Genomic DNA, 25795 nt, shown 5'->3' with positions numbered 1-25795 from the left:
TCTTACTAGGAAAGGTGGCAACCAACTTGAAATCAAAGGTAGTGACCAAAGAAGAGGCCCTTACAAAATTCAGCGATGGCCAGACTATCATGTTTGGCGACTGGCACGGTGAACTCTCGGCCGAGGAAATCATTACCGGAATGCTGGAAAAGGGCGTGAAGGATATTGACGCGATCGCGGTTTCCGGCGGCATGCCCGACCAGGGGCTTGGCCGGCTTATCAGCGAGCACCGCGTCAAAAGTCTCATCACCACCCACATCGGCCTCAACCCAGTCGCCCGCGACCAGATGTTTGCCGGTGAGCTTGCTGTGGAATTTGTGCCCCAAGGCACCTTTGCCGAACGCATCCGTTGCGGCGGCGCGGGCTTGGGCGGCTGCCTCACCCCCACCGGCGTCGGCACCGATGTGGAGAAGGGCAAGCAGAAGCTCACCATCAACGGCAGAGAATACCTTCTGGAGTTGCCCCTGCGGGCGGATATTGCGCTCATCAAAGCCACCAAGGCGGATACCGCCGGCAACATCTCCTTCCGGCTGACCAGCCGGGCCACCAACAGCTATATGGCGCTGGCCGCCGACACCGTCATCGTGGAAGTGGAGGAGTTGGTAGAGATTGGCCAGCTAGGCCCCGACGAGATTGACGTTCCCGCGCCCATCATCGACATGGTGTATGTCAGAACCGGCGAAAAGAAGCCTTTCTGCCCCATGTGGCAACGCGCCAAGGCAAAAGCAGAAGCGAAGGCAAGGGAAGCGGCGGAAGGAGGGAAACAATAATGGCTGGTCTTACTGGACGCGCATTGATCGCATCTCGCTGCGCAAAGTTTTTTAAGGACGGTGATTTTGTCAATCTGGGCATCGGCCTGCCCCTGCTATGCGTAAACTACCTGCCCGAGGGCGTCCGTCTTTGGCTGGAGGCTGAGATTGGCATCGTCGGCTGCGGCGCCTCTCCCAAGTGGGAAGACGCAGACCCCGATCTCATCGACGCTGGCGGACAGCCCGCGTCGATAATCATGGGCGGCAGCGTGTGCGACCACGCCACCTCCTTCGCCTTCATCCGCGGCGGCCATATTGATGCTGCGGTGCTGGGCACCCTTCAGGTGGACCAGGAGGGTAACATCGCCAACTGGACCGTTCCCGGCAAGCTGGTCCCCGGAATGGGCGGAGCCATGGACCTCTGCGCCGGCGTCAAAAAGATCGTGGTGGCCACTGACCACTGTGAGAAAAGCGGTCAATCTAAGATTCTGAAAAAGTGCACCCTGCCCCTCACCGGTGCAAAATGTGTCACCGATATCGTCACCGAGCGGTGCTACTTCGAGGTCACCCCTGACGGCTTGGTCATCCGAGAGCTGGCCCCCGGTTATACGGTCGACGATATCCGTGCTTGTACGGAGGCAGACTTCATCGTCCCCGATGAAATTGGCGTAATGAAATAAGTCCGTCCTCCGAAATCAGAGCCGTCAGGCTTGCGAGGTTAAAATTCCGTGCGACAAACGATCAGGAGAATGTGTCATGCGGCGGCCGCCTATGGGTGGCCGCCGCACCTGCTTTCTACGCCGAAAACCGGTCGAACTCCTTAAGCGCTTCCCCATCACAAGGGCAAAATTATGTTGTGTAGGTTCCCACCGTCACCCCGGTGTAGTACCACGCCACGATCTCCTGCCAGGTCCTGCCCTGCTTGGCCAGGGCGTTGGCCCCGTATTGGCTCAGGCCCACCCCGTGGCCGTAGCCGGTGACGTGGAAGGTGATCCCCTCCGGCCCCGCCGACGCGGTAAAGTGGGTGGAGCGCAGGTCGAACAGGGTCCGCAGGGCCGTGCCCTTCACCGTCACGCCCCCCACGTCCACGGTCTCCACCCCTCCGTTGGAGGTGGGGACTGTATTTTGGAACCAGCCCGCCGCCTCTCCGGACAGGTCGGCCTGGGGGTACTGGGCCAGGAAGGCCGTTTTGAACGCCTCCAGGGGCACCGTCACCTGGCTGCGGTAGCCGGGAACCTCCTCCCCCTCGGGGGAGGCCACCCCGGTGAGGTAGGGCACGCTGCCCCCCCAGACCTCCACCGCATCCAGGGTGCTCCCCGCCGCCGAAGAGAAGAATACCGCGTCGATGGGCCGTCCGCCGTACAGGATGGCCTGTCCATCGGTAGCGGCCACGGCGTCGGCAATCTTCTGGGTGTAGAGGGGGGCGGCGTCCCCCCAGTTGGCCGCCGCCTGGGCCGGGTCGATGTACGCCTGGCAGCAGGTGATGTCAGTGCATACGTCGGCGTCGGTGTGGCCGGCCACCGGGCCGTTGAGCATCTTGTAGAGGGTATACGTCCGGGCGGTGGCCGCCTGGGCCTTCAGGGCCTCCGGCTCGAAGGAGGCGGGCATCTCCGCCGCCACCACCCGCCACAGATAGTCGGCCATGGACAGGGCGGTCACCGTGCCGTCGGCCTGTTTCACCCGCACCACCGTCTCTCCGTCGCTCTTTCCCGCCCATTCCTCCGCCGGGCGGACCGACGCCCGGTCAATGGGGAGGGTGGCGGTGGGCAGGCTCTCGCTCTCCTCCGGCGCGGGGGTGGGTCCGCCCAGGAACACCATGGGCCAAAGGAAGAGCAGCAGCAGCAGCGCCAGAGCCGTGACTACCACTGGTTTCATGTTCGTTCCTCCGTTTCCTTTCCCCCGCATTTTGCAGGAGGCATCTTTGGATGCTTCATGCTCCATCCATCCTCGTTTTCCTGTTAGTTTCTACAAAAATCCTGTAACAGTATGATTTTCTTGGGATTCAGCATTGACGCGCCCCCGGTTCCGTCGTACAATAGGAAAAATCAATTTGGGGCGAGGAGGCTTTCATCATGCAGAAAGGGCATGGCAATCATAAGCGTGGGAGCGCGGACGCTCTCTCCAAGGGCTTTATCCAAAGTCTATGCGGGGAGTTCCAGAAGCATAACTCCATTGACCCCGCCTACTATGAGAATATCGACGTCAAGCGGGGCCTCCGCAACGCCGACGGCACCGGCGTCATGGCCGGCATCACCCAGATCGGCAACGTCCAGGGCTACTATATGCAGGACGGCGAGAAGGTCCCTATGGAGGGCCGGCTCATCTACCGCGGCATCAACGTGGAGGACCTGATCCACGGCTTTGTGTCCGAGGGCCGCTTCGGCTTTGAGGAGACAGCCTATCTGCTGCTGTTCGGCGCCCTGCCCACCCGAGACCAGTTGGCCACCTTCGACCAGGTCCTGGCGGAGTATCGCCCTCTCCCTCCCGGCTTCACCGAGGATATGATCCTCAAGGCCCCCAGCCCCGACGTGATGAATAAGCTGGGCCGTTCGGTCCTGGCCCTGTACTCCTATGATCCCCGGCCGGAGGACACCTCCCTGGAGCACGAGCTGCTCCAGGCCCTGACTCTGGTGGCCCGGTGCCCCACCATCATCGCCCACGCCTTTGCGGTGAAGCGGCACTATTACGACGAGGAGTCCCTGTACCTCCACCGGCCTCAGGAGGGTCTGAGCATGGCGGAGAATTTCCTCTACTCCGTCCGCCACGACAACAAATTTACCGAGCAGGAGGCCCGGCTGCTGGACCTGTGTCTGGTGCTCCATGCCGAACACGGCGGCGGCAACAACTCCGCCTTCGCCTGCCGGGTGCTCTCCTCCTCCGGCACCGACATCTATTCCGCCATCTCCGCCGCCGTGGGCTCGCTGAAGGGTCCCCGCCACGGCGGCGCCAACAAAAAGGTCATGGAGATGTTCCATTACATCCGCAAGAACGTCAAGGACTGGAAGGACGACGGCGAGGTGAGCGCCTATCTGGACAAACTGCTTCACCGGCGGGCCGGGGATCGCTCCGGCCTGATCTACGGCATGGGCCACGCCATCTACTCCCTGTCCGACCCCCGGGCACGGCTGCTCAAGCAGTTCGCCCGCGGTCTGGCCGAGGAGAAGGGGATGCTGGACGAGTTTGAGCTGGTGGAGTCGGTAGAGCGCCTCTCTCCCCCTCTCATCAACAAGGCCAAGGGGGAGTACAAGCCGGTCTGCGCCAACGTGGACCTCTACTCCGGCTTCGTCTATAAGATGCTGGACATCCCCGAGGAGCTCTACACCCCCCTGTTCGCCATGGCCCGCATGGTGGGCTGGTGCGCCCACCGGTTGGAGGAGGTCTATAACCCCGGCAACAAGATCATCCGCCCCGCCTATAAGGCCGTGGCCCCGGTCCATCCCTTTGTCCCGCTGGAGGAGCGGGGCTGACCCCTGTATTCAAAGCGTGCCGCCCCGTCGGGGCGGCACGCTTTGGCACTCAATCGAGAAGAGTGCTAGAATTCACCGTTTCTTCATAAAAAATCCGATCCTCTGTCACAGTTTTGGGATAGGCTCTTCTCAGAAAGAAAAAGTATCCCGGTCCGCCGGGGTAAAAGGAAGGGTTCTGTATGAGTAAGACATTTTCCCGTGTTCTGTGGATCATCTCCGGTGTGCTCCTCATCCTGTGTGGCATTCTGTGTCTCTCCCGGCCCGTGGTGGCCCTCGCCGCCATCTCCTTGTTTTTGGGCCTGTCTATGTTGTTCTCCGGCATCGTGGACATCGTCATCTTCGCCCGGGGGCGGGACCGGATGGTGGGCTCCGTCTGGTTCCTGGTGGACGGCATCCTGACCGTACTCCTGTCCCTGTTCGTTCTGTTCGACCAGGCCTTTACCGCCCTGTCGCTCCCCTTCATCTTCGGCATGTGGCTGCTGTTCTCCGGCGTCTCCAAGTTCGTCAACTCCTTTGACCTGCGGCGCCTGGGCGTCCGGGGCTGGGGCTGGTTCACCGCACTGGGCGTCCTGCTGGCGTTTGGTGGGTTCTTTTCCTTCCTGGACCCGGTAGCGGGCGCCCTGACCCTGAGCATCCTGGCGGGCGCCCTGCTGATCCTCCAGGGACTGTCCTCCATCCTGCGGGCCTGCTTCTCCGGCCGGTTTCTCCTGTAAGCTTCTTTGCAAAGCGCCCGGACTGACGTGTGTCAGTCCGGGCGCTTTTTCTTTTATGGAAAAGCCCAGAACATCCGTCCTTCGGACAGCTCCATCCCCACCCGGCGCTGGAGGGCCAGGGAGGCCGTGTTGGTGTAGAACACCTGGCCGAAAGCCAGTTGCCCCCGCTCCAGCGCCAGATTGACGGCGCTGCGCTGGAGGATCTCCCCCAGGCCCAGACGGCGGCGGTGGGGCAGCACCTCCAAAAGGCCGATGGAGCCCTCCTCGTGGAAGCCCACGAAGCCGGCCGGCTCCCGTTCTCCCTCCAGGAAGGCCCCCAGCATCCCCCGGCGCAGGGCCCCCTGCATATAGGGCAGCCCACCGAAGTCGTTCTCATAGTGCTCCACCAGCCAGGGGGCCCACTCGGGGCCCAGACGCCGCACCGTTCCGTCGAAGGCAGGCACCGCCAGGGGCTCCACCCCCGGGTAAAGGGCGGAGTAGCAGATCTGCTTGGCGGAAAAGCCCAGCCGCGCTTCCGCCGAGCGCAGATAGAACATCTCATGGCCCACAAAGAGGTCGCAGCCGCCGCTCACCAGAGCCAGGAGCTCCCCCGCCGCCGCCTGGTCGGCGGCACTCATCATCCAGGCGCCGCTGGCCTCGTCGTACAGGAGGATGCCCCGCTCCCCCGCCCAGCAGACCCGGGCGCTGCCCCGGCGCAGCACCTCCAGCAGATTGGCGTAGAGGGCCCGGTCCCGGTTCAGGCGGGCCAGAGCCCCGCTCATGTCGTTTGTCATGTTCCCTTCCCTCCAGTGGGCAGGCGTATGACAAAGCTCGTCCGCCGCCCGTCGGTCTCCGCCCGGATGGAGCCGCCATGGCGCTCCACGATCTCCCGGGCGATGGCCAGGCCCAGCCCGGCCCCGCCGGTGCGGGTGGAGCGGGCCTGATCCAGCCGGTAAAACTTACGAAAGATGTTGGTCAGCTCCTGCTCAGGGATCTCCAGCCCCTCGTTGCGGATGGCGATCTCCACCTCTTCCCCCTCCCGGCGGGCCTCGATGTCCACCTGGCCGCCCACCGTGGAGTAGCTGACGGCGTTGCGCAGCACGTTGTCAAAAACCCGTGCCAGCTTGTCCGGGTCCCCCCGGGTGGTGAGCTGCGGGGTGATGTCGGTGCGGCAGGTCAGCTCCTTTTCCGCAAACAGGGGGTAAAACTCGTCGGCCAGCTGTTCCAGCAGGATGGACAGATGGATGACGCAGCGCTCCTGCCCCGCGCCCTGGAGGTCCATGCGGGTGATATCGAAAAACTCGCTGATGAGCTCCTCCAGCCGCCGGGCCTTGTCCAGGGCGATGCCGGTGTATTTGGCCCGCTGCTCCGGGGTGAGCCCCGGCTCGTCGTGGAGCAGGTTGAGGTAGCCCAGCACCGAGGTCAGGGGCGTTTTGAGGTCGTGGGCCAGGAAGGCCACCAGATCGCCGCGCCGCTGCTCGCTCTCCCGGGCGGCTTCCTCCCGTTCCTTGAGGGCCCGCTCGATGGCGTTCAGGTCCTCCGCCACCGGAGCCAGCTCCTTGGGCAGTACCACTGGCTGCCCGCTCTCGCTGACCACCTGGCGCACCGCCGCGCCGATCTGGTCCAGCCAGGTGGTAAAGCGGCCCAGGGCCAGATAGAAGGCGACGAGCATGAGCACGATGGTCCCCAGCGCCAACAGGCCGGGCTTCTGGTTGCGGACCGTCTGATGATACAGCTCCAGGGCGGCGGCCTCATCCTGCCCGAACAGGTTCTGGGCCACCCACAGGAAGGCCCGGGCAAAGGGGTCCTGCAGGACCCCGTCCACCACGGTGTGCAGCAGGAGCATCCCCACCGCCAGTGCCGCCAGGGTACCTGCCACCACCAGCAGGAGCATTTTCCGTTTCAGCCGGGCATAGCGCTTGTCCACGGGCGTCCGCCTCCTTCCTCCTGTCCGTCCATTATATCCGTCTGCTTCCGGAGCGTCAAGACGGGTAAAAAAGCCGATTCTGGCGTGTGAAGCCCCATTCTTCTGGGCAAGATAGCTTCCGAAAGGAGGGTTTTCCCATGCATGTCAGCATTGAGCGCTCGGGCTGCATCAGCTGCGGCCTGTGCGCCTCCACCTGCCCCGAGGTGTTCCGCATCGGTGACGACGGTCTGGCCGAGGTCCACCAGCAGCCCGACGGCGGGCTGGAGGACGGTGCCAAAGAGGCCGCCGAGAACTGCCCCGTCAGCGTCATCTACGTGGACTGAAAAAGTGAGAGGCCCAATGGGCCTCTCACTTTTTCTCCGCCCGCTTTTCCGCTGCGGTCTTTTGATACCAGGCCAGCGTGTCCGCCGGCGTGCGCTCCGGCGCGGCGTTCATGACCGCTGCCCGCTCCATCAGCCAAGCCCGCATGGCCTCGATACCATCCTCAGTGACGGGATACTGCCGCCGCTCCATCTCCTCGGCATATTGCCGGCAGAATGGGCCGTACCAGAGCACCACGGTCATGGTCTCCTCTTTCGGCTTTTCGATCTCATAGCACAGGACGCCGGAGCTGCCGCTCCAGCCGTTGTCGTTTTGAAAGTGGCTCAGAGTGGGCAGCCACAGCTTCTTTTCCATCCAAGATCCCTCCGTCTCAAATGATGGGCCTGTTTTCCTCCCGGACCTGGCCCACCGTGCCGGTGACCAGCAGCTCCAGAGGGTCCGTCTCCAGCGTGACCCGGTAGCCGCCGCAGTTGGGCAGAAGCCAGTCGTAATACGACCGGTCCGGCCGGCCGTATTGGGCCAGCAGCCCCATGAACAGGCCGCCGTGGGCCACCACCGCCACCTTCCGCCAGCCCTGCTCCGCCGCGTCCCGCCCGATGGTCCGGATGGCCCGGACCGCCCGGGGGCGGCTGTCTTCCACCGCCTCGCCGGGGCCAATCTCGCCCCTGGTCCACCGGCGGTAGAGCTCCGTCTGTTTTGCCCGGCTGTTATCCATGCCCTCCAGGGGGCCGAAATCGGTCTCCCGCAGGTCGTCAATCACCGTGGTCTCCACCCCCGGCCATAGCAGCTCCGCGGTCTGTCTGCACCGGAGCATGGGACTGCGGTACAGGTGCTCCACCGGCTCCAGCAGGGGGGCCGTCTTCCGGGCCAGCGCCTCTCCCTCGGGGGCCAGAGGCTGGTCGGAGGAGCCCACAAAGCGGCGGGCCAGGTTGCCCGGGGTGATGCTGTGGCGCATGAGCAAGAGTTCCATCTCTCTGTGTATCTCCTTTCATTGACCAGTCCCGTCATTTTACCACAATCCCGCGCCCGATGCAAACGCCCCCGGAGCCCGCTGAGCTCCGGGGGCCGTCCATATCGTCTCAGCCCGCCGCATCCTCAAACTGGGAGTTGTAGAGCTCGGCGTAGAAGCCGCCCCGGGCCAGCAGCGCCTCGTGGCTGCCCTGCTCCACGATGTCGCCATCCTTCATCACCAGGATAAGGTCGGCGTCCTTGATGGTGCTCAGCCGGTGGGCAATGACAAAGCTGGTGCGCCCCTGCATCAGGTTGCCCATGGCGCGCTGGATGAGGTGCTCCGTGCGGGTGTCCACCGAGGAGGTGGCCTCGTCCAGGATCAGGATCTTATTGTCCGCCAGAATGGCCCGGGCGATGGTCAAAAGCTGCTTCTGACCCTGGGAGATATTGGTGGCGTCCTCGTTAAGCTCCATCTGATAGCCGCCGGGCAGCGTCATGATAAAGTGGTGGACGTGGGCGGCCTTGGCTGCGGCCACCACCTCCGCGTCGGTGGCGTCCAGCCGGCCGTAACGGATGTTTTCCAGGATGGTGCCCTTAAACAGCCAGGTATCCTGCAGCACCATGCCGAAGGCCTCCCGCAGCTCGGAGCGGTTAAAGCTCCGCACGTCGTGTCCGTCCACCCGGATGGCCCCGGCGTTCACGTCGTAGAACCGCATCAGCAGCTTGACCATGGTGGTCTTTCCCGCGCCGGTGGGGCCCACGATGGCCACCATCTGGCCCGGCTCCACCCTGGCGGAGAAGTCCCGGATGACCGTCTTGTCCGGCGTGTAGCCGAAGTTCACATGGTCAAACTCCACCGCGCCTTTCAGATCGTCCACCCGTGCCGGGTTGACACAGGTCTGGTCCTCCTCTTCCTCGTTCAGGAACTCGAAGACCCGCTCGGCGGCGGCGGCCATGGACTGGAGCATGTTGGAGATCTGGGCGATCTGGGTGATGGGCTGGGTAAAGTTCTTCACGTACTGGATGAAGGACTGGATCTCGCCCACCTGGATGGTCCCCTGGACGGCCAGGACGCTGCCCAGAACCGCCACGGACACATAGCCCAGGTTGCCCACGAAGTTCATGATGGGCTGCATCATGCCGGAGAAGAACTGGCTCTTCCAGGCGGAGCGGAACAGCACCTGATTGGTCTCGTTAAACTCCCGGACGACCTCCTCCTCCCGGTTGAAGGCCTTGACCACGTTGTGGCCGGAGTAGGTCTCCTCCACCTGGCCGTTGAGAATGCCCAAATACTTCTGCTGGGCCTTGAAGTATTTTTGGGAGTGCTTCACCACCAGGCGGATGAGGAGCATGGACACCGGCAGGATGACGATGGCGACCAGGGTCATCAGGGGGCTGATGGTCAACATCATAAGGAAGACCCCCACCAGCATGGTCGCCGAGGAGATGAGCTGGGTAACGCTCTGATTGAGGCTCTGGCCCATGGTGTCCACGTCGTTGGTGATACGGGAGAGGACCTCGCCCACGGTGCGGGACTCAAAGTATTTCATGGGCATCCGGTGGATCTTTTCCGAGATATCCCGCCGCATCCGGTAGCAGATCTTCTGGGTAATTCCGGTCATGATCCAACCCTGGATAAAGGAAAAGGCGGCGCTGGCCAGATACAGGCCCAGCAGCAGGAGCAGGATGCGGCCGATCTTGTCAAAGTCAATGCCGCCGGTGCCCTGGACCTTGGCCACCAGGCCGTTGAACAGCTCGGTGGTGGCGTTGCCCAGAATCTTGGGCCCCAGCACCGAGAAGAGGGTCCCCGCCATGGCAAAGAGCATCACCACCCCCACAGCGGCCTTGTATTTCCCGATATAGGCCAGCAGACGGAGGATCGTCCCCTTGAAATCCCGGGCCTTCTCGCCGGGCATCATCCGGCCGCCGGGGCCGTGGGGCCCCCGCCGGCCCGGTCCGGCCGGTACATGCTTTTCGTGGTTCATGCGCCCGCACCTCCCAATTCTGCCTCGGAGAGCTGCGAGCGCGCAATCTCCTGATAGGTCTTGCAGGTTTTCATCAGGGTCTCATGGTCCCCGATGCCGGCCACCTTCCCCTCGTCTAGCACCACGATCTGGTCGGCGTGGAGGATGGTGGAAATGCGCTGGGCCACGATGATGACGGCGGCGTCCGCCGTCTGCCGGGCCAGAGCCCGGCGGAGGACCACGTCGGTCTTGTAGTCCAGGGCGGAGAAGGAGTCGTCAAAGAGGAGCACCTTGGGCCGCTTGGCGATAGCCCGGGCGATGGAGAGCCGCTGCTTCTGCCCGCCGGACACGTTGGTGCCCCCCTGGGCGATGGGACTGTGGTAGCCCTCCGGCTTGGCGTCGATGAACTCGGCGGCCTGGGCCACCTCAGCGGCCCGGCGCATGTCCGCGTCGCTGATGTCCGCCCCGCCGAACTTCAGGTTGGAGGCGATGTCCCCAGAGAACAGGACCCCCTTCTGGGGCACATAGCCCATCAGCGCGCGCAGCTTGTGCTGGCTCAGATCTCGGATGTCTACCCCGTCCAGGGTGATGCGGCCCTCGCTCACGTCGAAGAACCGGGGGATCAGGTTGATGAGGGTGGATTTGCCGCTGCCGGTGGAGCCAATGATGGCGGTGGTCTTGCCGGGCTCGGCGGTAAAGGTGATGTGTTCCAACACGTCCGCCTCGGCGTCCGGGTAGCGGAAGGATACGTCCTCAAAGGCCACCGCGCCGCGCCAGTCGGCGCGGCTGTCGTCTGCGGTCTGCACCCGGTCCCGGACGGTGGGCTGGGTACGCAGGACCTCGTCGATGCGCGCGGCGGCCACCCCTGCCCGGGGCAGGAAGACGGCGATCATGGAAATCATCAGGAAGGCCATGATGATGATCATCGTATACGTGATAAAGGCCATCATGTCCCCCACCTGCATGGTGCCCAGATCGGCCCCGTGGGCACCGTTCCAGACGATGAGCACACTGACGCAATTCATGATCATCATCATGGCGGGCATCATGAAGGTCATGCACCGACTGGTGAAGAGCTGGGTCCGCATCAGGTCCGTGCTGGCCTGGTCGAAGCGCTGCTCCTCGTGCTTCTCCCGGGAGAAGGCCCGGATCACGCTCAGGCCGGTGAGGATCTCCCGGCTGACCAGGTTGAGCCGGTCCACCAGCACCTGCATCTTCCGGAACCGGGGCAGGGCCAGGGCCATCAGCGCCACCACCACAGCCAGAACGGCCCCCACGGCCACCCCGATGATCCAGCCCATGCCGGTGCGGGTGGTGGAGACCATGAGGATGCCGCCGATGCCCACAATGGGAGCGTAAAGCACCATGCGCAGCAGTAGGACAGCCACCATCTGGATCTGCTGGATGTCGTTGGTGGAGCGGGTGATGAGGGAGGCGGTGGAGAAGCGGTCAATCTCGGCGCTGCCGAAGGAGACCACCTTCTCAAACACCCGCCGGCGCAGATTCATGCCGATGCGGGCCGCCGCCCGGGAGGCCAGCAGGCCCGTCAGGATGGCGGCAGCCACCATCACCAGGGAGAGGGCCAGCATCCGTCCCCCGGTGGCCAGCAGATACCGGGTCTGAAGGGCACCCAGGTCCATGCCCAAGGCCTGGTACTCCTGCCGCACAAAGAGCACCGTTTTCTGCCGGCTCAGGGTCTCGGTCTCCTGGGGCAGCGCCTCCAGAAGCGCCAGGCCCGAGCCCGGGTCCGGCCCGCCGGAAGGGGCCCGCTCCGGCGGCTCCAGGCCGTATGTTTCGCTGATGGCCTGGAGCCTGGACAGCGCCAGAATGGGCTTTTCCAGAAGGCCCTCCAGCCGCTCGAGCTCCTCGGTGCTCCGATCCGCCAGGGTGTAGCTGCCGTCGGCCTCTTGGGTGTAGGCCCCCTCCAGCACAGCAATCTGGTCCGGGGTCATATAGGCTTCCAGCTCCCGCAGCGTCTCCCCCCGCATCCGGTAGGGCACGGCGTAGGCGATGCCCCCCTGCTGGATGCCCACGTCCACAATGTCCGACGTGTAGGTGGGCAGAGACAGGTCGCACCAGGCCTGCACGATGAGCAGCAGGACGATGAGCCCCACCGTCCACCCGGCGTCCTTCAGGTACTTGAACAATTGGATCATGGCGTGTTCTCCTTTGCCCGTTCTTCGGTCATGACGTCGGCTAGGCGGTTCCACAGGCGGATGAGGGTCTCCATATCCTCCCGGCCCATGCGCTCCAGCACCCGGCGGGTGTAGCCGTCCAGCTCGCGGATGGTGTCCGCCCGGGCGGCCTCTCCTGCCGGCGTGAGCATCACATAGGTGTTGCGCCGGTCGATCCGGTCCACCGCCCGGTCCACCAGGCCCCGCTGTTCCAGGCCCCGCAGCATCCGGGACACCGCCGGCGGCGACACCCGCATCCGTCCCGCCAGCGCCGACACATACACCCCCCGGTCCCCCGGGTGGCTCTGCATATGCTCGCGAATCTGGGACAGCGCGTAAAATTCCGCCCGGGTCAGCCCGCCGCCGGCCCAGTGCCAGCTTCGGTCCTGCCGGAAGCGGTGGATGGTCCGGATAAAGGCCTCCTGGAGCTCTGTGATCTCCAAGTCGCATCCCCCTATCTGTCTCAAATCGTTAACTATGTTAGGAATGAAACGTGTTAAGATCATAGCGCGCACGGCGGCTCCTGTCAACGGCAAACTGCACAAAAAAGACCGGCGCGGCTTTGCCGCGCCGGTCTGACTGCGGGCCGCGTTCAGCCGCCGCCCCGCTCTCCGTCCCGCCGCTTGGCCGCCCGGTGCAAGGCGGACTCCACCGTCCGGGACTTCTCCCGGCGGTTGTTCCGGGCCAGGACGGCGGAGATCTGCCCCTCCACCTGCTCCACCTCCGCCTTGAAGGCGCTGGCCGACAGGCGCAGGGCCCCATGGCCCAGAATGATGAGCTGCTCGGCCCCGTCGGAGGTGGCCACCCGCACCCGGTGCTTTTTTCCCAGCTCGTAGGTGGTCTTTTCAATGTAGGCGTCGGCGGTCTCGGCCTCCTTGGTGTAGACCACGTAGATGTTGTGGTATTTCACCACCTCTCCCAGGCTGCGGGGCACCTTATAGGCGTCAAAGACCAGGATCACCTCGCACCTGCGAAAACCCTGATAGTTGCTCAGCAGGTCCATTAAAAGCTGCCGGGCGGCGTCCAGGTTGTCCCGGGCCACAGTCTGGAGCTCCTCCCAGGCGAAGATGATGTTGTACCCATCCACCAGCAGGTACTCCGGCCCCGCCTGGCGGGCCTGGATGGCGTAATGCTCCCCGTCCAGGCTGGTGCGGGCGGGCTTTTTGGCGGGCTGGAAGGCCCGGGGCTCCACCTTTCCGTAAGTCCGCTCAAAGATGGCCTGGAGCTCCTTGTCCCGGGCCAGGGAATCGGCATAGGTCCTCCGCTGCGCCGGGGCGGATTTTTCCCCCTCCGGCCCTGTTTCTCCCAGCCGCAGGCCGCTGTCCACATGGGCACGGGCCTTCACCTGGTTCCAGGGGACGGCGAAGCCCGCCCCGTGATCGCAGAACACCGAGTCCGCCGGATTGTCCAGGTCCCGCCGGGGGTCGTAGCCAGACTCCGCCACGCCCCGCTCCTGTTCCCGGCAGGGCTCGTACCCCTTCAGGGTGCAAAACAGCCGTCCCCGGCCCCGGGTGTAGGCCGCCACCTCCCGGGCGTAGTCCCGCATCCCCGCCACCGGCGCCGCGCCGGTGAGCAGGGCGTCCTGACCCAGGATCTCGGGGGGCGAGGCGTCGCCCCCCATCCGCTGCACGTCGGACAGCGCCCGGCCCACGCTCTCGGCGGGGACCTCCAGCCGGAAGTCGTACCATGGCTCCAGCAGGATACTCTCGGCCTCCATCAGGCCCTGCCGCACCGCCCGATAGGTGGCCTGGCGGAAATCGCCCCCCTCGGTGTGCTTCTGGTGGGCCCGCCCCGCCGTCAGTGTGATCTTCAGGTCGGTGACGGGTGCGCCGGTGAGCACCCCCACATGCTCCTTTTCCTCCAGGTGGGTGAGAATCAGCCGCTGCCAGCTACGGTCCAGCGCGTCCTCCGGGCACCGGGAGGCGAAGCGCAGACCGCTGCCCCGCTCCCCCGGCTCCAGCAGCAGGTGGACCTCGGCATAGTGCCGCAGGGGTTCATAGTGGCCCACGCCCTCCACCGGGGCGGCGATGGTCTCCCGGTAGACGATGTTCCCCGGGCCGAAGCCCACCTCCAGCCCAAAGCGATCGGCGATCAGCCGCCGGAGGATCTCCATCTGCACCTCGCCCATGAGCTGGATATGGATCTCCCGGAGCTGCTCATTCCAGGCGATGTGGAGCTGGGGGTCCTCCTCCTCCAGCAGCCGCAGCCGGCCCAGCGCTCCGTGGACGTCACACCCCTCGGGCAGCAGCACCTGATAGGTCAGCACCGGCTCCAGCACCGGAGGCTCGGAGGCCCAGGCGCTGCCCAGTCCCTGTCCGGGCCGGGTGTAACTCAGGCCGGCCACGGCGCACACCGTCCCCGCCGGGACCTCCTCCGCCGTCTGGAACCGCGCCCCGGAGTAGATGCGGATCTGGTCCGCCTTCTCTTCCCAGACCTGGTCCTCGCGCAGGCCGGGCCGCCGGTTGGTCAGCAGGCTCTTGACCCGCAGACTGCCCCCTGTGACCTTGAGATAGGTCAGCCGCACGCCCTGGGCGTCCCGGGCGATCTTGTAGACCTTGGCCCCGAACTCCGCCGGACGGACCGGTCTAGGGGCGTACCGCTCCAGCCCCCGGAGAAGTTCCTCCACCCCCTCCAGCTTCAGGGCCGAGCCAAACCAGCAGGGGAAGAGCTTCCGCCCGGCCGTCAGGGCGGCGATCTGCTCATCCGCTATCGTCCCCCGGTCCAGGTAGCCGTTCAGGGCGGCCTCGTCGCACATGGCCACGTCTTCCAGCAGGGCCTCCCGGTCCCGCCCCGGCCCGAAATCCACGCAGCCCTCCCCCAACCGCCCCCGCAGCTCGGCCAGCAGTCGGCCCCGATCCGCACCCGCCAGGTCCATTTTGTTGACGAACAGGAAGGTGGGGATGCCATAGCGCTCCAGCAGCCGCCACAGGGTGAGGGTATGCCCCTGTACCCCGTCGGTGCCGCTGACCACCAGAATGGCGCAGTCCAGCACCTGGAGGGTGCGCTCCATCTCGGCGGAGAAATCCACGTGCCCCGGCGTGTCCAGCAGGGTGACCTCCACCCCCTCCAGGGGGAGCACCGCCTGTTTGGAAAAGATGGTGATGCCCCGCTCCCGCTCCAGCGGCTCGGTGTCCAGAAAGGCGTCCTGGTGGTCCACCCGCCCCAGCTTTTTCAGCCGCCCGCTGTGGTAGAGCAGTGCCTCCGACAGGGTGGTCTTTCCCGCATCCACATGGGCCAATATCCCTACGGCCAGTTTTTTCATATCCGCTTCCTCAAATGCAAAATCTCGTTTGCAGTATTGTACCACAGTTTTGCCGTACAGGATAGCGCCCTCCCTGTTTTGACTTCTGCCGGGCCGCTCCATTTTTGAAGTCTCCGCTTTACTTATACTCTATATTTTGTGTTTTATTTCTTGCAAATACAATATTTGGTTATTTTGCAAAAATTCCTCTCCAAATTTTGTGTAAAAAACGTATTTCATTTTTGTATCGGTCCTATATAATATGATTCTGTAAGTAAATTACAAAAAAGGAAGTGGATTTATGGCCCCGCCACATTATGAGATGGTCTCCCAGCAGTATGATGAGCTCTGCACGGTATACGGTATGATCTGTTCTGTGGACGGTCTCGCGGCGGAGACGTGCGGAGACATCTCAAGCAACGCCGGACTGGTGGGAAAAATGGTGGAACTGTTCAATCTGTGCGAGCTCCCGCCGGATCGAATGAAGCGCGTTATCATCGACCTGCTCCCTTAGACCGCAGAGCACCGGGCCCAGACGGGCCCGGTGCCTTTTTGACTGTTTGGTGGCTCGTTCGTCCCCCGCACACGCCCGGCGAGGCTGGCATAGCATGGGATAGCATATGGGAGGTGCGTCCATGAACGAATCATGCTTAAATATCGGGGACCAGGCCCCTGCGTTTACCGCAGCCACCACCTTTGGGCCGGTCAGCCTCAGCGATTACCAGGGGAAATGGGTGATCCTTTTCTCTCATCCCGGCGACTTCACGCCGGTCTGCACCACAGAATTCATTGCATTTGCCAAGGCGCAGCCACAGTTCGAGGCCCTCAACGCGCAGCTACTGGGTCTGAGCATCGACAGCTCGGCTTCTCATCTGGCCTGGGTGTACGCCATCTACGCCGCCACAGGGGTCCAGGTCCCCTTCCCGGTCATTGCCGACCGGGATGGGAGCATCGCCCGTCTGTACGGAATGATCGCCCCCAACGCCAGCACGCAGGAAACGGTCCGGAATGTATTCTTCATCGACCCGGAGCAGACCGTGCGCGCCATTCTCGTCTATCCCCTCACCAACGGGCGCAGCATCCCGGAGATCCTGCGTCTATTGGCCGCGCTTCAGGCCACGGATCAAGATCACGTGGTCACCCCCGCAAACTGGCAGCCGGGCCAGCCTGCCATGGTTCCTCCCCCCAAGACCTACGAGGGGCTCTTGGAGCGGCAGGCCAAGCCCAATCCTCAGGGCCTGGAGTGCCGGGACTGGTATCTGTGTTACCGGCAGATGCCGCCGATCCAGGACTAGCGGCAAGCGCCCGCCTCCGCCCGCGCTGTGAAAGGCCGCGGCCCCAATTGGGGCCGCGGCCTTTCACAGAAATTTGGAAAGAGAAAAGAGGATGAAAGGAAGAGGATCTTGGCTGCCTGGCTGAACCTAGGATAGCCCATTTCCGCCTGAAATGGATGACTTGGCTTTGAACGAACTGTAAAGGATTTGTAAACCGCGGTCAAAGTCGGCACGGAATTATTTTCTCTGATTCTTGTCATCTCTCTCAAAACCTGCTATACTGGCCCCGAGGTGAACAATATGGATTTCCAGCATGAGAAAGGCCGTATTTTTGCGCTCGATGCAGACGGCAAGCTTCTGGCAGAGGTGACGTTCCCGGCTGAAAACGGCGTGGCCACGATCACGCATACCTTTGTGGACGACTCCCTCCGCGGTCAGGGCGTGGCATCTCAAATTCTGGCAGAGGCCGCCGAGCAGATCCGCGCCTCTGGACTGCGCATGAACGCGACCTGCCACGTCGCCGCCAAGTGGATCGCCAAGCATACGGAGTTCTCCGATCTGACCACCGCCCCCTGACCGGGGCGGTTTTCTTTTTGCAGGGCTGTTTTTCTGTTCCGGACCCGAAAGGCCGCCCGGCAGCCTGTTTTTCCACCCACATCGGGCTGGAAGGGAGGATATGGGCTGGTCCCGCCGCCTCTGGTTCTGTCTCCAATCGCCCCCGGCCGACATATCCTATCATATATCCATAGGAGGTGCCGAGCATGATCATGCAGGCTGTTGTAATTGAAGTGCAGTGGGGGCGCCTGCTCGTACTGGACCTGGATGCACGACAGAGAGTCCTTGTCAACACACCGGATGCGTCCCGGTTTCGTCCCGGAGATACCATTCGTATCTGGTATGACGGCGTGATGACCGCCAGCATACCGCCGCAGATCAACGCATGGGGGATCGCCGCGATGCCGCCCCATGAATTCCCGCCCACCTTGCCTCCGCCTGGAGCAGGTCCGCCGGTCGTGTGCCCGCCCAATGGCTGCCTACCGGCGGTGCGCCCACCGGTGATCTTTCCGCCCGTCATATGGCCGCCCGTCCTCTTCCCGCCGGTGGTGCACCCGCCCCGTCCACCTGTGCGCCCGCCGTTCAGGCCCCGTCCGCCCCGTCCCAGGGGCAGGTCCAGGTGACGCCAGTCTCCCCCTGGGGGGCATTTACTACATGCAAAAAACACCTGAAATCTTCGATTTCAGGTGTTTTTTGTTGGTGGAGACAACAGAACTCGAATCTGTGACCTCTCGCGTGTGAGGCGAGCGCTCTACCAGCTGAGCTATGCCTCCATGTCTGCCCCTGGTGTCGTTCCCCGTATGGGGTTGGTGACCCGTACGAGACTCGAACTCGTGTTACCGCCGTGAAAGGGCGGTGTCTTAACCACTTGACCAACGGGCCATGCTGCAGCACATCGGCTGCATGGTAGCGGCACCTGGATTTGAACCGGGGACACCGCGGGTATGAACCGCGTGCTCTAGCCAACTGAGCTATGCCGCCAAATGGGCTCTGTCCAAACAGGGCAAGAGTTAGTATACCCGATTTCGCCTGACTTGTCAACATTTTTCTGGAGAAATTCTCGGGTTTTTGGGCAGCCGTTCAGTCAACCTTATACCCCACACCCCATACGGTTTTGATGAACCGGGGATTTCGGCTGGGCTCCCCCATCTTCTCCCGCAGGCGGCGGATGTGGACCATAACGGTGTTGTTCCGGTCCAGGTACTTCTCCCCCCATACGGTCTCAAACAGCCGCTCGGCTGAGATGACCTGTCCCCGGTTCTCACACAGCATCCACAGGATATCGAACTCGATGGGGGTAAGGGTCAGTTCCTTGTCATAGAGCCAGCACTCGTGAGTGCCTCGGTTAATGACCAGCCCGTTGAAGTCGATGACGTCGCTTTCCGCCTTGTCCGTCCCATTGTAGCGGGTGTACCGCCGGAGCTGGGCCTTGACCCGGGCCACCAGCTCCAGGGGATTGAAGGGCTTGGTGATATAGTCGTCTGCGCCGATGGTCAGTCCCATGATCTTGTCCATGTCCCCCACCTTGGCGGTGAGCATGAGCACCGGAAAGCGGTGCTCCCGGCGGATCTCCCCGCATAAGGTGAAGCCCGACATGTCCGGCAGCATTACGTCCAGAATGGCCAGGTCCAGCCGGTTGTCCCGCACACAGGTCAGGGCCTCCGCCGCCGTGCCACAGGTAAAGACGGTAAAGCCCTCGCTTTTCAGATAGACCTCCACCAGATCGGCAATCTCCGGCTCGTCGTCCACGACCAGAATGTTGGCGTCCATATGCGTTCACCCTTTCCACCCGGATTATACCCAGATGGGAAGGGTGAAGTCAAGCAGCCGGGCAAAAGATAAGAAAAAGATAAGAAATCAGAAGATCCAGCCGATCAGGGCGGCCAGCAGGAAGGCCCCCACCGCGGGCAGCAGGTTCTCCCAGCGGAAGGGCTGGTCCAGCAGGCCCTTGATAAGCAGGACTACGCCGGCGATCTTCAGCAGCCAGGGCAAAAAGCCGAACAGCAGGGCCAGGGGCAGGCCGATCACCGTCAGGATCACGCCGGCCACCAGGGCGAGCACCAGGCAGACCGCCCCCACCAGCAGGGCAAAGGCAAAAAACGTCAGGGTCAGCATATCGTGTACCTCCTCTTTTGGTTGTCCCTATCCTACTACGGCCATTTAAAACCATCCTGAAGGAAAGATTAAAAAAGGATAAAAAGCGCGGAGGTCCGACCGCCGGACCTCCGCGCCCCGCTTCACGGGCTTATTGGAAATACGCCGCGCCAGACTCGAAGATGGGCTGGAACTTGTCGCCGGGAATGTTTTTTGCCACAAAATCCCCCCGCCGCTCGGAGTGGCCCATCTTGCCGAAGACCCGGCCATCCGGGGAAAAGATGCCCTCGACGGCCCCCACAGAGCCGTTAGGGTTGGCGTCGATGTCCATAGAGGGCTGCCCTTGGGCGTCCACATACTGGGTGGCCACCTGGCCGTGGGCAATGAGCTCCCGCAGGAGGTCGCCGGGACAGACGAACTTGCCCTCGCCGTGGGAGATGGGGATGGCGTGGAGATCGCCCACCTGGCTTTTCAGCATCCAGGGGGAGTTGACCGAGGCCACCCGGGTGGTGACGTACCGGCTCTGATGGCGGCCGATGTCGTTGAAGGTCAGGGTGGGACAGGACTCCTCCATGGGCCGGATCTCGCCGTAGAGCGCCAGGCCCAGCTTGACCAGGGCCTGGAAGCCGTTGCAGATGCCCAGCATCAGGCCGTCGCGGTTTTTGAGCAGGTCGTGGACAGCGTCGGTAAGCCGGGGGTTGCGGAAGAAGGAGCAGATGAACTTGGCCGAGCCGTCGGGCTCGTCGCCGCCGGAGAAGCCGCCGGGCAGCACCACGAGCTGGGCCGACCGGATGGCGGTCTCCAGCGCCTGGGCCGACTGGGCCAGCAGGTCGCCCGTCAGGTTGCGCACCACCACGATCTCCGGCTCCATGCCCGCCCGCAGACAGGCCTGGGCGGTGTCGTACTCGCAGTTGGTACCCGGGAACACGGGGATCACCGCCTTGGGCCGGGCGATCCTGGATTTGCACACGGCGGGGGACCGCCGGTCCCAAGAGATGGACTCCACCGCCCCCTTGGCCCCGGTCCGGGTGGGGTAGACCTCCTCCAGCACCCCCTCGTTCAGGGTCAGCAGCGCGTCGATGGGGGCGGAGTCGCCGCCGATGGTGACGACGGGCTCGGCCATGGTGGCGCCGATCCTCATGCACTGGGCGCTGTCCGGCTCTCCCTCCACCTCGGCCACAATGACGCCGGGCATGGGGACGTACCATATGGGCGCCTTTGCGGGGTCCTCGGCGGCAAAGCCCACGCCGTTGCCAAAGGACATCTTCATCACAGCCTCCGCCAGGCCGTGCTCCACCGCCCAGGCGGCCTTGACGCGGCCATGGCGGCACAGCTCGTGGAAATACGCCCAGGATGCCTTGCAGGCGTTAGGCTCACCGGAGCCGAAGACGTAGACCCCGTGTCCCGCCTCTTTAAACTCGGGGGAAAGGACTTCGCCGGCCTTGACGGGAGCGATGGCAAAGGAGATGAGGGTGGGGGGCACATCCAGGTCCAGGAAGGACCCGGACATGGAGTCCTTACCGCCGATGGCGGCGGCGCCCAGCTCCAACTGGGCGTCCAGGGCGCCCAGCAGGGCGGCGAAGGGCTTGCCCCACCGCGCCGGCTCGTCCCGCAGCTTTTCGAAGAATTCCTGGAGGGAGAGATAGGCTTTTCGGTAGTCGGCGCCCGCGGCCACCAGCTTGGCCACCGAGGTATAGACCGCGCTGTGGGCCCCGGCGTAGGGGTCGGCGCACATCTGGTCCGGGTCAAAGGCCCAGGCCATCACGCTGGCCTGCTCGGTCTCCCTGCCCGGCTCCACGGGGAAGAGGGCGGCCATGGCCTGGGCGGGGGTCCGCTGACTTCTGCCGCCGAAGGGCATCAGCACGCTGCCCGCGCCGATGGAGCCGTCAAACCGCTCGGTCAGGCCCCGGCGGGAAGCGCACTCCAGACTTCCGGCCAGCTCCCGCAGGCTCCGGCAGCGGTTCCGCGCCCCGGCGGCGGGGTCCGGCTTCGCCACGGCCACCTGGGCGTGCTTCACCGCGCCGTTGGAGCTCAGGAAGGCCCGGGACAGGTCGGCCACCACCTTCCCCCGCCAGCGCATCACCATCCGGGGATTCTCGGTGACCACCGCCACCGGATAGGCCTCCAGGTTCTCCGCCTGGGCGGCGGCGATGAAGCGGTCGGCATCGGCCGCGGCCACCACCACCGCCATGCGCTCCTGGGACTCGGAAATGGCCAGCTCGGTGCCGTCCAGGCCGTCGTATTTCTTGCGCACGGCGTCCAGGTCGATGGACAGGCCGTCGGCCAGCTCGCCGATGGCCACGGACACGCCGCCCGCGCCGAAGTCGTTGCACCGCTTGATGAGGCGGGTCACGTCGCCCCGGCGGAACAGCCGCTGGATCTTCCGCTCCTCGGGGGCGTTGCCCTTCTGCACCTCGGAGGCCATGGTGTCCAGGCTCTTCCGGTCATGGCTCTTGGAGGAGCCGGTGGCTCCCCCGATGCCGTCCCGGCCGGTGCGGCCGCCCAGAAGGATGACCACGTCGCCGGGGGCGGGCTCCTCCCGCACCACGTGGTCGGCGGGAGCGGCCCCCACCACGGCGCCGCACTCCAGGCGCTTGGCCACATAGCCGGGGTGGTAGACTTCGGCCACATGGCCGGTGGCCAGGCCAATCTGGTTGCCGTAGGAGGAGTAGCCCGCGGCGGCGGTCTGGGCGATCTTGCGCTGGGGCAGCTTGCCCTCCAGCGTCTGGTCCATGGGGACCCGGGGGTCGCCGCCGCCGGTGACGCGCATGGCCTGGTGGACGTACACCCGGCCGGACAGGGGGTCCCGGATGCAGCCGCCGATGCAGGTGGCCGCGCCGCCGAAGGGCTCGATCTCGGTGGGGTGGTTGTGGGTCTCGTTCTTGAACATCAGCAGCCAGTCCTGCTCCTGGCCGTCCACCACGGCGGGGACGTGGATGGAGCAGGCATTGATCTCCTCGCTTTCGTCCAGCTCGGGGAGCAGGCCCCGCTTTTTCAGGGTCTTGGTGCCGATGGTGGCCAGGTCCATCAGGGTCTGGGGCCGCCGGGCGGCCTTCTCGGGGCCGTAGACCTCCACCCGGGCGGCCAGATACCGCTCATAGGCGGCCCGGACGGCGGGGGCTTCGATCTCCACCCGGTCCAGGTGGGTGGCGAAGGTGGTGTGGCGGCAGTGGTCGGACCAGTAGGTATCCACCAGCCGCAGCTCGGTGACGGTGGGGTCCCGGCCCTCTTCGTCCCGCATATAGTCCTGGAAAAATTTCAGATCGTTTCGGTCCATGGCCAGGCCGTATTGCTCCAGAATCTCCCCCAGCGCCTCCTCCGTCCGGGCGCGGAAGCCCTCCAGCACCGGCACGTCGCCGGGCACGGGATAGATCTGGGTCAGGGTGGCCGGCTTATCCAGAGAGGCTTCCCGGCTCTCCACCGGGTTGATGAGGTACTTCTTCACCTTCTCCAGGTCGGCGTCCGCCACCTGCCCCAGCAGGACGTACACGGCGGCGGCGGCCACCGCCGGCCGGTCCCCGCCGGTCATGAGCTGGATGCACTGGGCCGCCGAGTCCGCCCGCTGGTCGTACTGTCCGGGCAGCGCCTCCACCGCCGTCAGGGCGTGGGGCCCCTCCACCGGGGGCATGGTCTCGTCCCAGATCGCGTCCACCTGAGGCTCGGAAAACACGGCGGTCCGGGCGGCGGCGTAGACGGCGGCATCGACGCCCTCCACATCATAGCGGTTCAGGACCCGGACCCGCTCCAAGCCCCGCACGCCCAACTGTTCGGTCAGCTCCCGGCACAGGGCCCGGGCCGCACCGTCAAATCCGGGCTTTTTTTCCACAAAGCAGCGGAATACCATAACCATCTCTCCTCGTTGTCTCTGTCTCTGGGTGGTTTATCCTCCGGAGCCGACGCTCCAGTGTGCAAAGCCGTAAAAGGGGTTCTGCTGGGTGGGGGTCAGGCCGGAGACCATGCCCCACTGGGTCAGCACCGACTGGTTCTGGAAGCACAGCACGGCAAAGGGGGCCTCCTGGGCCAGCCGGGCCCACAGGGCGGCGGCCGCCGTCTCCCGGGCCGTGCCGGCGGCCGCCCGGTAGGCGTCCGTCAGGGCGTTGGTGTCGGCGTTCCAGTACCTCCCGTAGTTCAGCGCCCCGCTGAGCAGGGGCGTGGGGTCAAAGTCGGCGCTGAGGGTCACCGCCCCCAGGTAGAGGTCGAAGTCCCCCTGGGCCAGCGCCTTCTGGTAGTCGGTCCAACTGAGCTTCTGCAGCTCCACCCCGATCCCGGCCCGGGTCAGCTCCCCGGCCAGGTACTCCGCCGCCGTCAGGCGAAAGGTGTTATCGGTGCTGACCACGAAGGTGAGAGACAGGCGCTCCCGGCCCCTGGCCCACAGACCGTCCTCTCCCTTGGACCAGCCCGCCGCCGTCAGGCCGTCGGCCAGGGCCTGGGGGGCATAATCCAGGGCGGCGGCGGCCGTCTGATCGTAGCAGGCGGCGGCCGGGTGGACCGGCAGGGCGGAGGCCACGGCGTGGCGGGCGTAGAGGGCGGAGGCCACGCTGTTCCGGTCCAGGCCCCGGGACAGGGCCTGCCGCACCGCCGGGTCCCGGCAGGCGCCCGCATTGCAGTTGAAGCCCACATACAGCATGGTGGAGGTGGGATAGTCCCAGGTCTCGTAATCGCCGCCGAAGCCCAGGGCGTTGGTGCCGGTAAGGTCGGTGGACACCAGGGAGATGTCCCCGGCATCGAAGGCGTAGATCAGGTCGTCCGGCTCGGGCACCGTGTACAGCGGGATGGTCTGGACGGGCAGGGGCTTGTTCTGCCACCAGTCCGACCGGGCGGTCAGCCGGGAGTCCTCCCCCCAGCCCTCCACCACATAGGGCCCGGTGCCCAGCGGCTCCTCGCTTTCCCCCTTGACGATGGGGATGTCCAGCAGGGCGGGCAGGGCCCCGTTGGGCCGGTTGAGGGTGACCACCACCGCGCCGTCCTGGCTGGTCACGCTCCGGACGCCCCCCATCCGGCCGGAGAACCGGGAGCTCTCCCCCATGGCCAGCCGCAGGGAGGCCGCCGCCTCGTCAGCAGTCAGGGGACTGCCGTCGGAAAAGGTGACGCCAGAGCGGAGGGTAAAGGTCCAGGTGAGGCCGTCCTCGCTGACGGTGTAGCCCTGGCACAGCACCGGCTGGGGCTCGAAGCTGCCGTCCAGGGCAAACAGCCCCTCCCACACCAGGCCGGCCAGGGCCACGTTGGCGGCGTCCTGGCTGAGGATGGGGTGGAGGGTCCCCTCCGAACGGGGCAGAGTAAAGGCCCGCGCCGGCTCCGGCCGGGCCGTCTGGGTTGGGGTGGGGGTGGTCTCCGGCGGAAGGACCTCCCCCGCCGGGGCGCAGGCGCTTAGAGCCAGGGTCAGGGCCCCCGCCAGCAGCAGAGCCGTCAGCCGCGTTCCCATGGCCGGCCTCACAGCAGTTGGATGACCGCGGCCTGGCTGCCCCGCCGGCCCTGGGTGGCCCGGTGGGACCAGTATTTCTCCGGGTGGCAGGCGGTGCAGTCGGGAGAGATGTCGATGTGCTCCTCCAGCAGTCCCGCCCGCTTGAGCCGCATGGCGTTGAGGCCCTTCAGATCCACCTTGAACCTGCCCCCCTCGATGGGCTCAATGTAGGGGGTAGCGCATACGCCCAGGGCCTTGGTCATAGCGTTGGGCACATCCTCGTGGGTCTCGAAGCAGCACTTGGCGATGCCGGGACCGATGGCGGCCCGGATGTCCTCCGGTCGGGAGCCGTAAAAGCCCATCTTTTCCACCGCCCGCTGGGCGATGCCCAACGCGGTGCCCCGCCAGCCCGCGTGGCAGGCCGCCGCCACCCGGCGCACCGGGTCGTAGAGCAGGATGGGCAGGCAGTCGGCCCCGAAGATTACCAGGGACACCCCCGGCAGGTCGGTGACCAGGCCGTCCGCCTCATACCCCTCCGGGTCATAGAGGTCCCGCTTCCGGTCGGCGGAGGTGACCGGGCGCACCACGTCTCCGTGGACCTGGTTGGACATGGCCACCTGGGTCAGGTCCGCCCCTGCGGCCTGGAAGAACCGCCGGTAATTTTCCCGGACACAGTCCGGGTCGTCCCCCCGGGTGGAGCCCAGGTTCAGGCTGGCATAGATGCCGGTGGACACCCCGCCCAGCCGGGTGGAAAAGGCATGGACTGCCCCGCCGGCCCCGGCGATGCCCTGGGAATAGGTAACGGTCACTCCGTTTTTCGTGGTCTCAGCAAAGCTCATACATACCCCTCTAGCAGGAGAATACGGGTCCCCACGGCGCGCGGGGACCCGTATCTTTGTTTTTACTGCATGTCCTCGGAATGGTACTCCTTACAGGTACACTTCTTCCACTTCAGCCCGCTGCCGCAGGGGCAGGGGTCGTTGCG

At 64.8% G+C, this 25795-nt stretch carries 23 protein-coding genes and 3 tRNA genes; 8 read left to right on the top strand and 18 right to left on the bottom strand.

All coding sequences use genetic code 11. The features are described 5' to 3' along the window. The first annotated feature begins 26 nt into the window (after positions 1-26). Positions 27-770 carry a 3-oxoacid CoA-transferase subunit A gene (locus B3H64_RS09335; protein ID WP_050619482.1) on the top strand — a complete coding sequence of 248 codons (744 nt, stop codon included), beginning with the start codon at positions 27-29 and terminating at the stop codon, positions 768-770. Next, positions 770-1429 (top strand): CoA transferase subunit B, encoded by a 660-nt coding sequence (locus tag B3H64_RS09330; protein WP_286734651.1) that lies wholly within the window; start codon positions 770-772, stop codon positions 1427-1429. The genes B3H64_RS09335 and B3H64_RS09330 overlap by 1 nt, the downstream gene beginning before the upstream one ends. Positions 1430-1598: 169 nt before the next feature. Here B3H64_RS09330 and spoIID read toward each other — a convergent pair whose 3' ends face one another. Next, entirely contained in the window at positions 1599-2624 is a 1026-nt protein-coding gene (spoIID, locus tag B3H64_RS09325; RefSeq protein WP_286734649.1) for a stage II sporulation protein D, read from the bottom strand. Positions 2625-2821: 197 nt separating this feature from the next. Here spoIID and B3H64_RS09320 point away from each other — a divergent pair, with 197 nt between their 5' ends. Together B3H64_RS09320 and B3H64_RS09315 are read left to right on the top strand one after the other, a co-directional pair. Continuing rightward, a complete protein-coding gene (locus B3H64_RS09320) occupies positions 2822-4216 on the top strand; it encodes a citrate/2-methylcitrate synthase (protein WP_050619485.1) in 1395 nt (464 codons plus the stop codon). Positions 4217-4395: 179 nt separating this feature from the next. Continuing rightward, positions 4396-4929 (top strand): HdeD family acid-resistance protein, encoded by a 534-nt coding sequence (locus B3H64_RS09315; RefSeq protein ID WP_050619486.1) that lies wholly within the window; start codon positions 4396-4398, stop codon positions 4927-4929. Between the two features lie 53 nt (positions 4930-4982). Here B3H64_RS09315 and B3H64_RS09310 read toward each other — a convergent pair whose 3' ends face one another. Both B3H64_RS09310 and B3H64_RS09305 read right to left on the bottom strand, forming a co-directional pair. Continuing rightward, positions 4983-5702 carry a GNAT family N-acetyltransferase gene (locus B3H64_RS09310; RefSeq protein WP_238074862.1) on the bottom strand — a complete coding sequence of 240 codons (720 nt, stop codon included), beginning with the start codon at positions 5700-5702 and terminating at the stop codon, positions 4983-4985. After that, positions 5699-6835 (bottom strand): sensor histidine kinase, encoded by a 1137-nt coding sequence (locus B3H64_RS09305; protein ID WP_242853769.1) that lies wholly within the window; start codon positions 6833-6835, stop codon positions 5699-5701. The genes B3H64_RS09310 and B3H64_RS09305 overlap by 4 nt, the downstream gene beginning before the upstream one ends. 137 nt (positions 6836-6972) lie before the next feature. Here B3H64_RS09305 and B3H64_RS09300 point away from each other — a divergent pair, with 137 nt between their 5' ends. Continuing rightward, positions 6973-7158, top strand: coding sequence for a ferredoxin (locus tag B3H64_RS09300; RefSeq protein WP_050619488.1), 186 nt, complete (start codon positions 6973-6975; stop codon positions 7156-7158). Between the two features lie 25 nt (positions 7159-7183). On the opposite strand, the gene B3H64_RS09295 is transcribed toward B3H64_RS09300, so the two are convergent. The 6 genes from B3H64_RS09295 to B3H64_RS09270 form a co-directional block, all read right to left on the bottom strand. Continuing rightward, the gene (locus B3H64_RS09295; protein WP_050619489.1) at positions 7184-7510 is read right to left on the bottom strand and encodes a hypothetical protein; all 327 of its coding nucleotides are present in this window, start codon (positions 7508-7510) and stop codon (positions 7184-7186) included. 16 nt (positions 7511-7526) lie between these two features. Then, positions 7527-8126, bottom strand: a complete 600-nt coding sequence (locus B3H64_RS09290) for a histidine phosphatase family protein (RefSeq protein WP_050619490.1) — start codon at positions 8124-8126, stop codon at positions 7527-7529. 109 nt (positions 8127-8235) lie between these two features. Then, entirely contained in the window at positions 8236-10092 is a 1857-nt protein-coding gene (locus B3H64_RS09285) for an ABC transporter ATP-binding protein (RefSeq protein ID WP_050619491.1), read from the bottom strand. After that, entirely contained in the window at positions 10089-12227 is a 2139-nt protein-coding gene (locus tag B3H64_RS09280; RefSeq protein WP_286734642.1) for an ABC transporter ATP-binding protein, read from the bottom strand. The genes B3H64_RS09285 and B3H64_RS09280 overlap by 4 nt, the downstream gene beginning before the upstream one ends. Further along, positions 12224-12688, bottom strand: a complete 465-nt coding sequence (locus B3H64_RS09275) for a MarR family winged helix-turn-helix transcriptional regulator (RefSeq protein ID WP_050619493.1) — start codon at positions 12686-12688, stop codon at positions 12224-12226. Before B3H64_RS09275 ends, B3H64_RS09280 begins: the two co-directional genes overlap by 4 nt. Positions 12689-12837: 149 nt before the next feature. Continuing rightward, a complete protein-coding gene (locus B3H64_RS09270) occupies positions 12838-15507 on the bottom strand; it encodes a translation factor GTPase family protein (protein ID WP_286734640.1) in 2670 nt (889 codons plus the stop codon). 280 nt (positions 15508-15787) lie between these two features. On the opposite strand from B3H64_RS09270, the gene B3H64_RS09265 reads away from it, so the two are divergent. The 3 genes from B3H64_RS09265 (at position 15788) to B3H64_RS09255 (ending at position 17336) form a co-directional block, all read left to right on the top strand. Next, positions 15788-16000, top strand: a complete 213-nt coding sequence (locus B3H64_RS09265) for a hypothetical protein (protein ID WP_050619495.1) — start codon at positions 15788-15790, stop codon at positions 15998-16000. A gap of 121 nt (positions 16001-16121) precedes the next feature. Further along, complete coding sequence (locus B3H64_RS09260; RefSeq protein WP_286734635.1) at positions 16122-16781, top strand: peroxiredoxin; 660 nt, start codon at positions 16122-16124, stop codon at positions 16779-16781. A gap of 279 nt (positions 16782-17060) precedes the next feature. Further along, complete coding sequence (locus B3H64_RS09255; RefSeq protein ID WP_050619497.1) at positions 17061-17336, top strand: GNAT family N-acetyltransferase; 276 nt, start codon at positions 17061-17063, stop codon at positions 17334-17336. Positions 17337-18012: 676 nt separating this feature from the next. Here B3H64_RS09255 and B3H64_RS09250 read toward each other — a convergent pair. The 9 genes from B3H64_RS09250 to B3H64_RS12075 form a co-directional block, all read right to left on the bottom strand. Continuing rightward, positions 18013-18088 (bottom strand) — tRNA-Val (locus B3H64_RS09250). 34 nt (positions 18089-18122) lie between these two features. Next, positions 18123-18197: transfer RNA gene (locus B3H64_RS09245), tRNA-Glu, on the bottom strand. Between the two features lie 22 nt (positions 18198-18219). Further along, a tRNA-Met gene (locus tag B3H64_RS09240) sits at positions 18220-18296 on the bottom strand. A gap of 99 nt (positions 18297-18395) precedes the next feature. Further along, complete coding sequence (vanR, locus tag B3H64_RS09235) at positions 18396-19085, bottom strand: VanR-ABDEGLN family response regulator transcription factor (RefSeq protein ID WP_050619498.1); 690 nt, start codon at positions 19083-19085, stop codon at positions 18396-18398. A gap of 87 nt (positions 19086-19172) precedes the next feature. After that, entirely contained in the window at positions 19173-19430 is a 258-nt protein-coding gene (locus B3H64_RS09230) for a hypothetical protein (protein WP_050619499.1), read from the bottom strand. 130 nt (positions 19431-19560) lie between these two features. After that, on the bottom strand, positions 19561-23253 hold the full coding sequence (locus B3H64_RS09225) for a phosphoribosylformylglycinamidine synthase (RefSeq protein ID WP_414653494.1): 3693 nt from the start codon (positions 23251-23253) through the stop codon (positions 19561-19563). Between the two features lie 36 nt (positions 23254-23289). Further along, entirely contained in the window at positions 23290-24831 is a 1542-nt protein-coding gene (locus tag B3H64_RS09220) for an ABC transporter substrate-binding protein (RefSeq protein ID WP_286734630.1), read from the bottom strand. A gap of 8 nt (positions 24832-24839) precedes the next feature. Further along, positions 24840-25649, bottom strand: a complete 810-nt coding sequence (gene pgeF, locus B3H64_RS09215; protein ID WP_050619502.1) for a peptidoglycan editing factor PgeF — start codon at positions 25647-25649, stop codon at positions 24840-24842. A gap of 62 nt (positions 25650-25711) precedes the next feature. Next, on the bottom strand, positions 25712-25795 hold an 84-nt coding region (locus B3H64_RS12075), incomplete at its 5' end, for an SEC-C metal-binding domain-containing protein (RefSeq protein ID WP_414653496.1).

The sequence above is a fragment of the Intestinimonas sp. UBA1698 genome (assembly GCF_002320075.1).
GTDB classification, from domain to species: domain Bacteria; phylum Bacillota; class Clostridia; order Oscillospirales; family Oscillospiraceae; genus Intestinimonas; species Intestinimonas massiliensis.
Note: the sequence above shows the minus strand (reverse complement) of the source record. Positions and strands in the feature narration are given on the sequence as shown.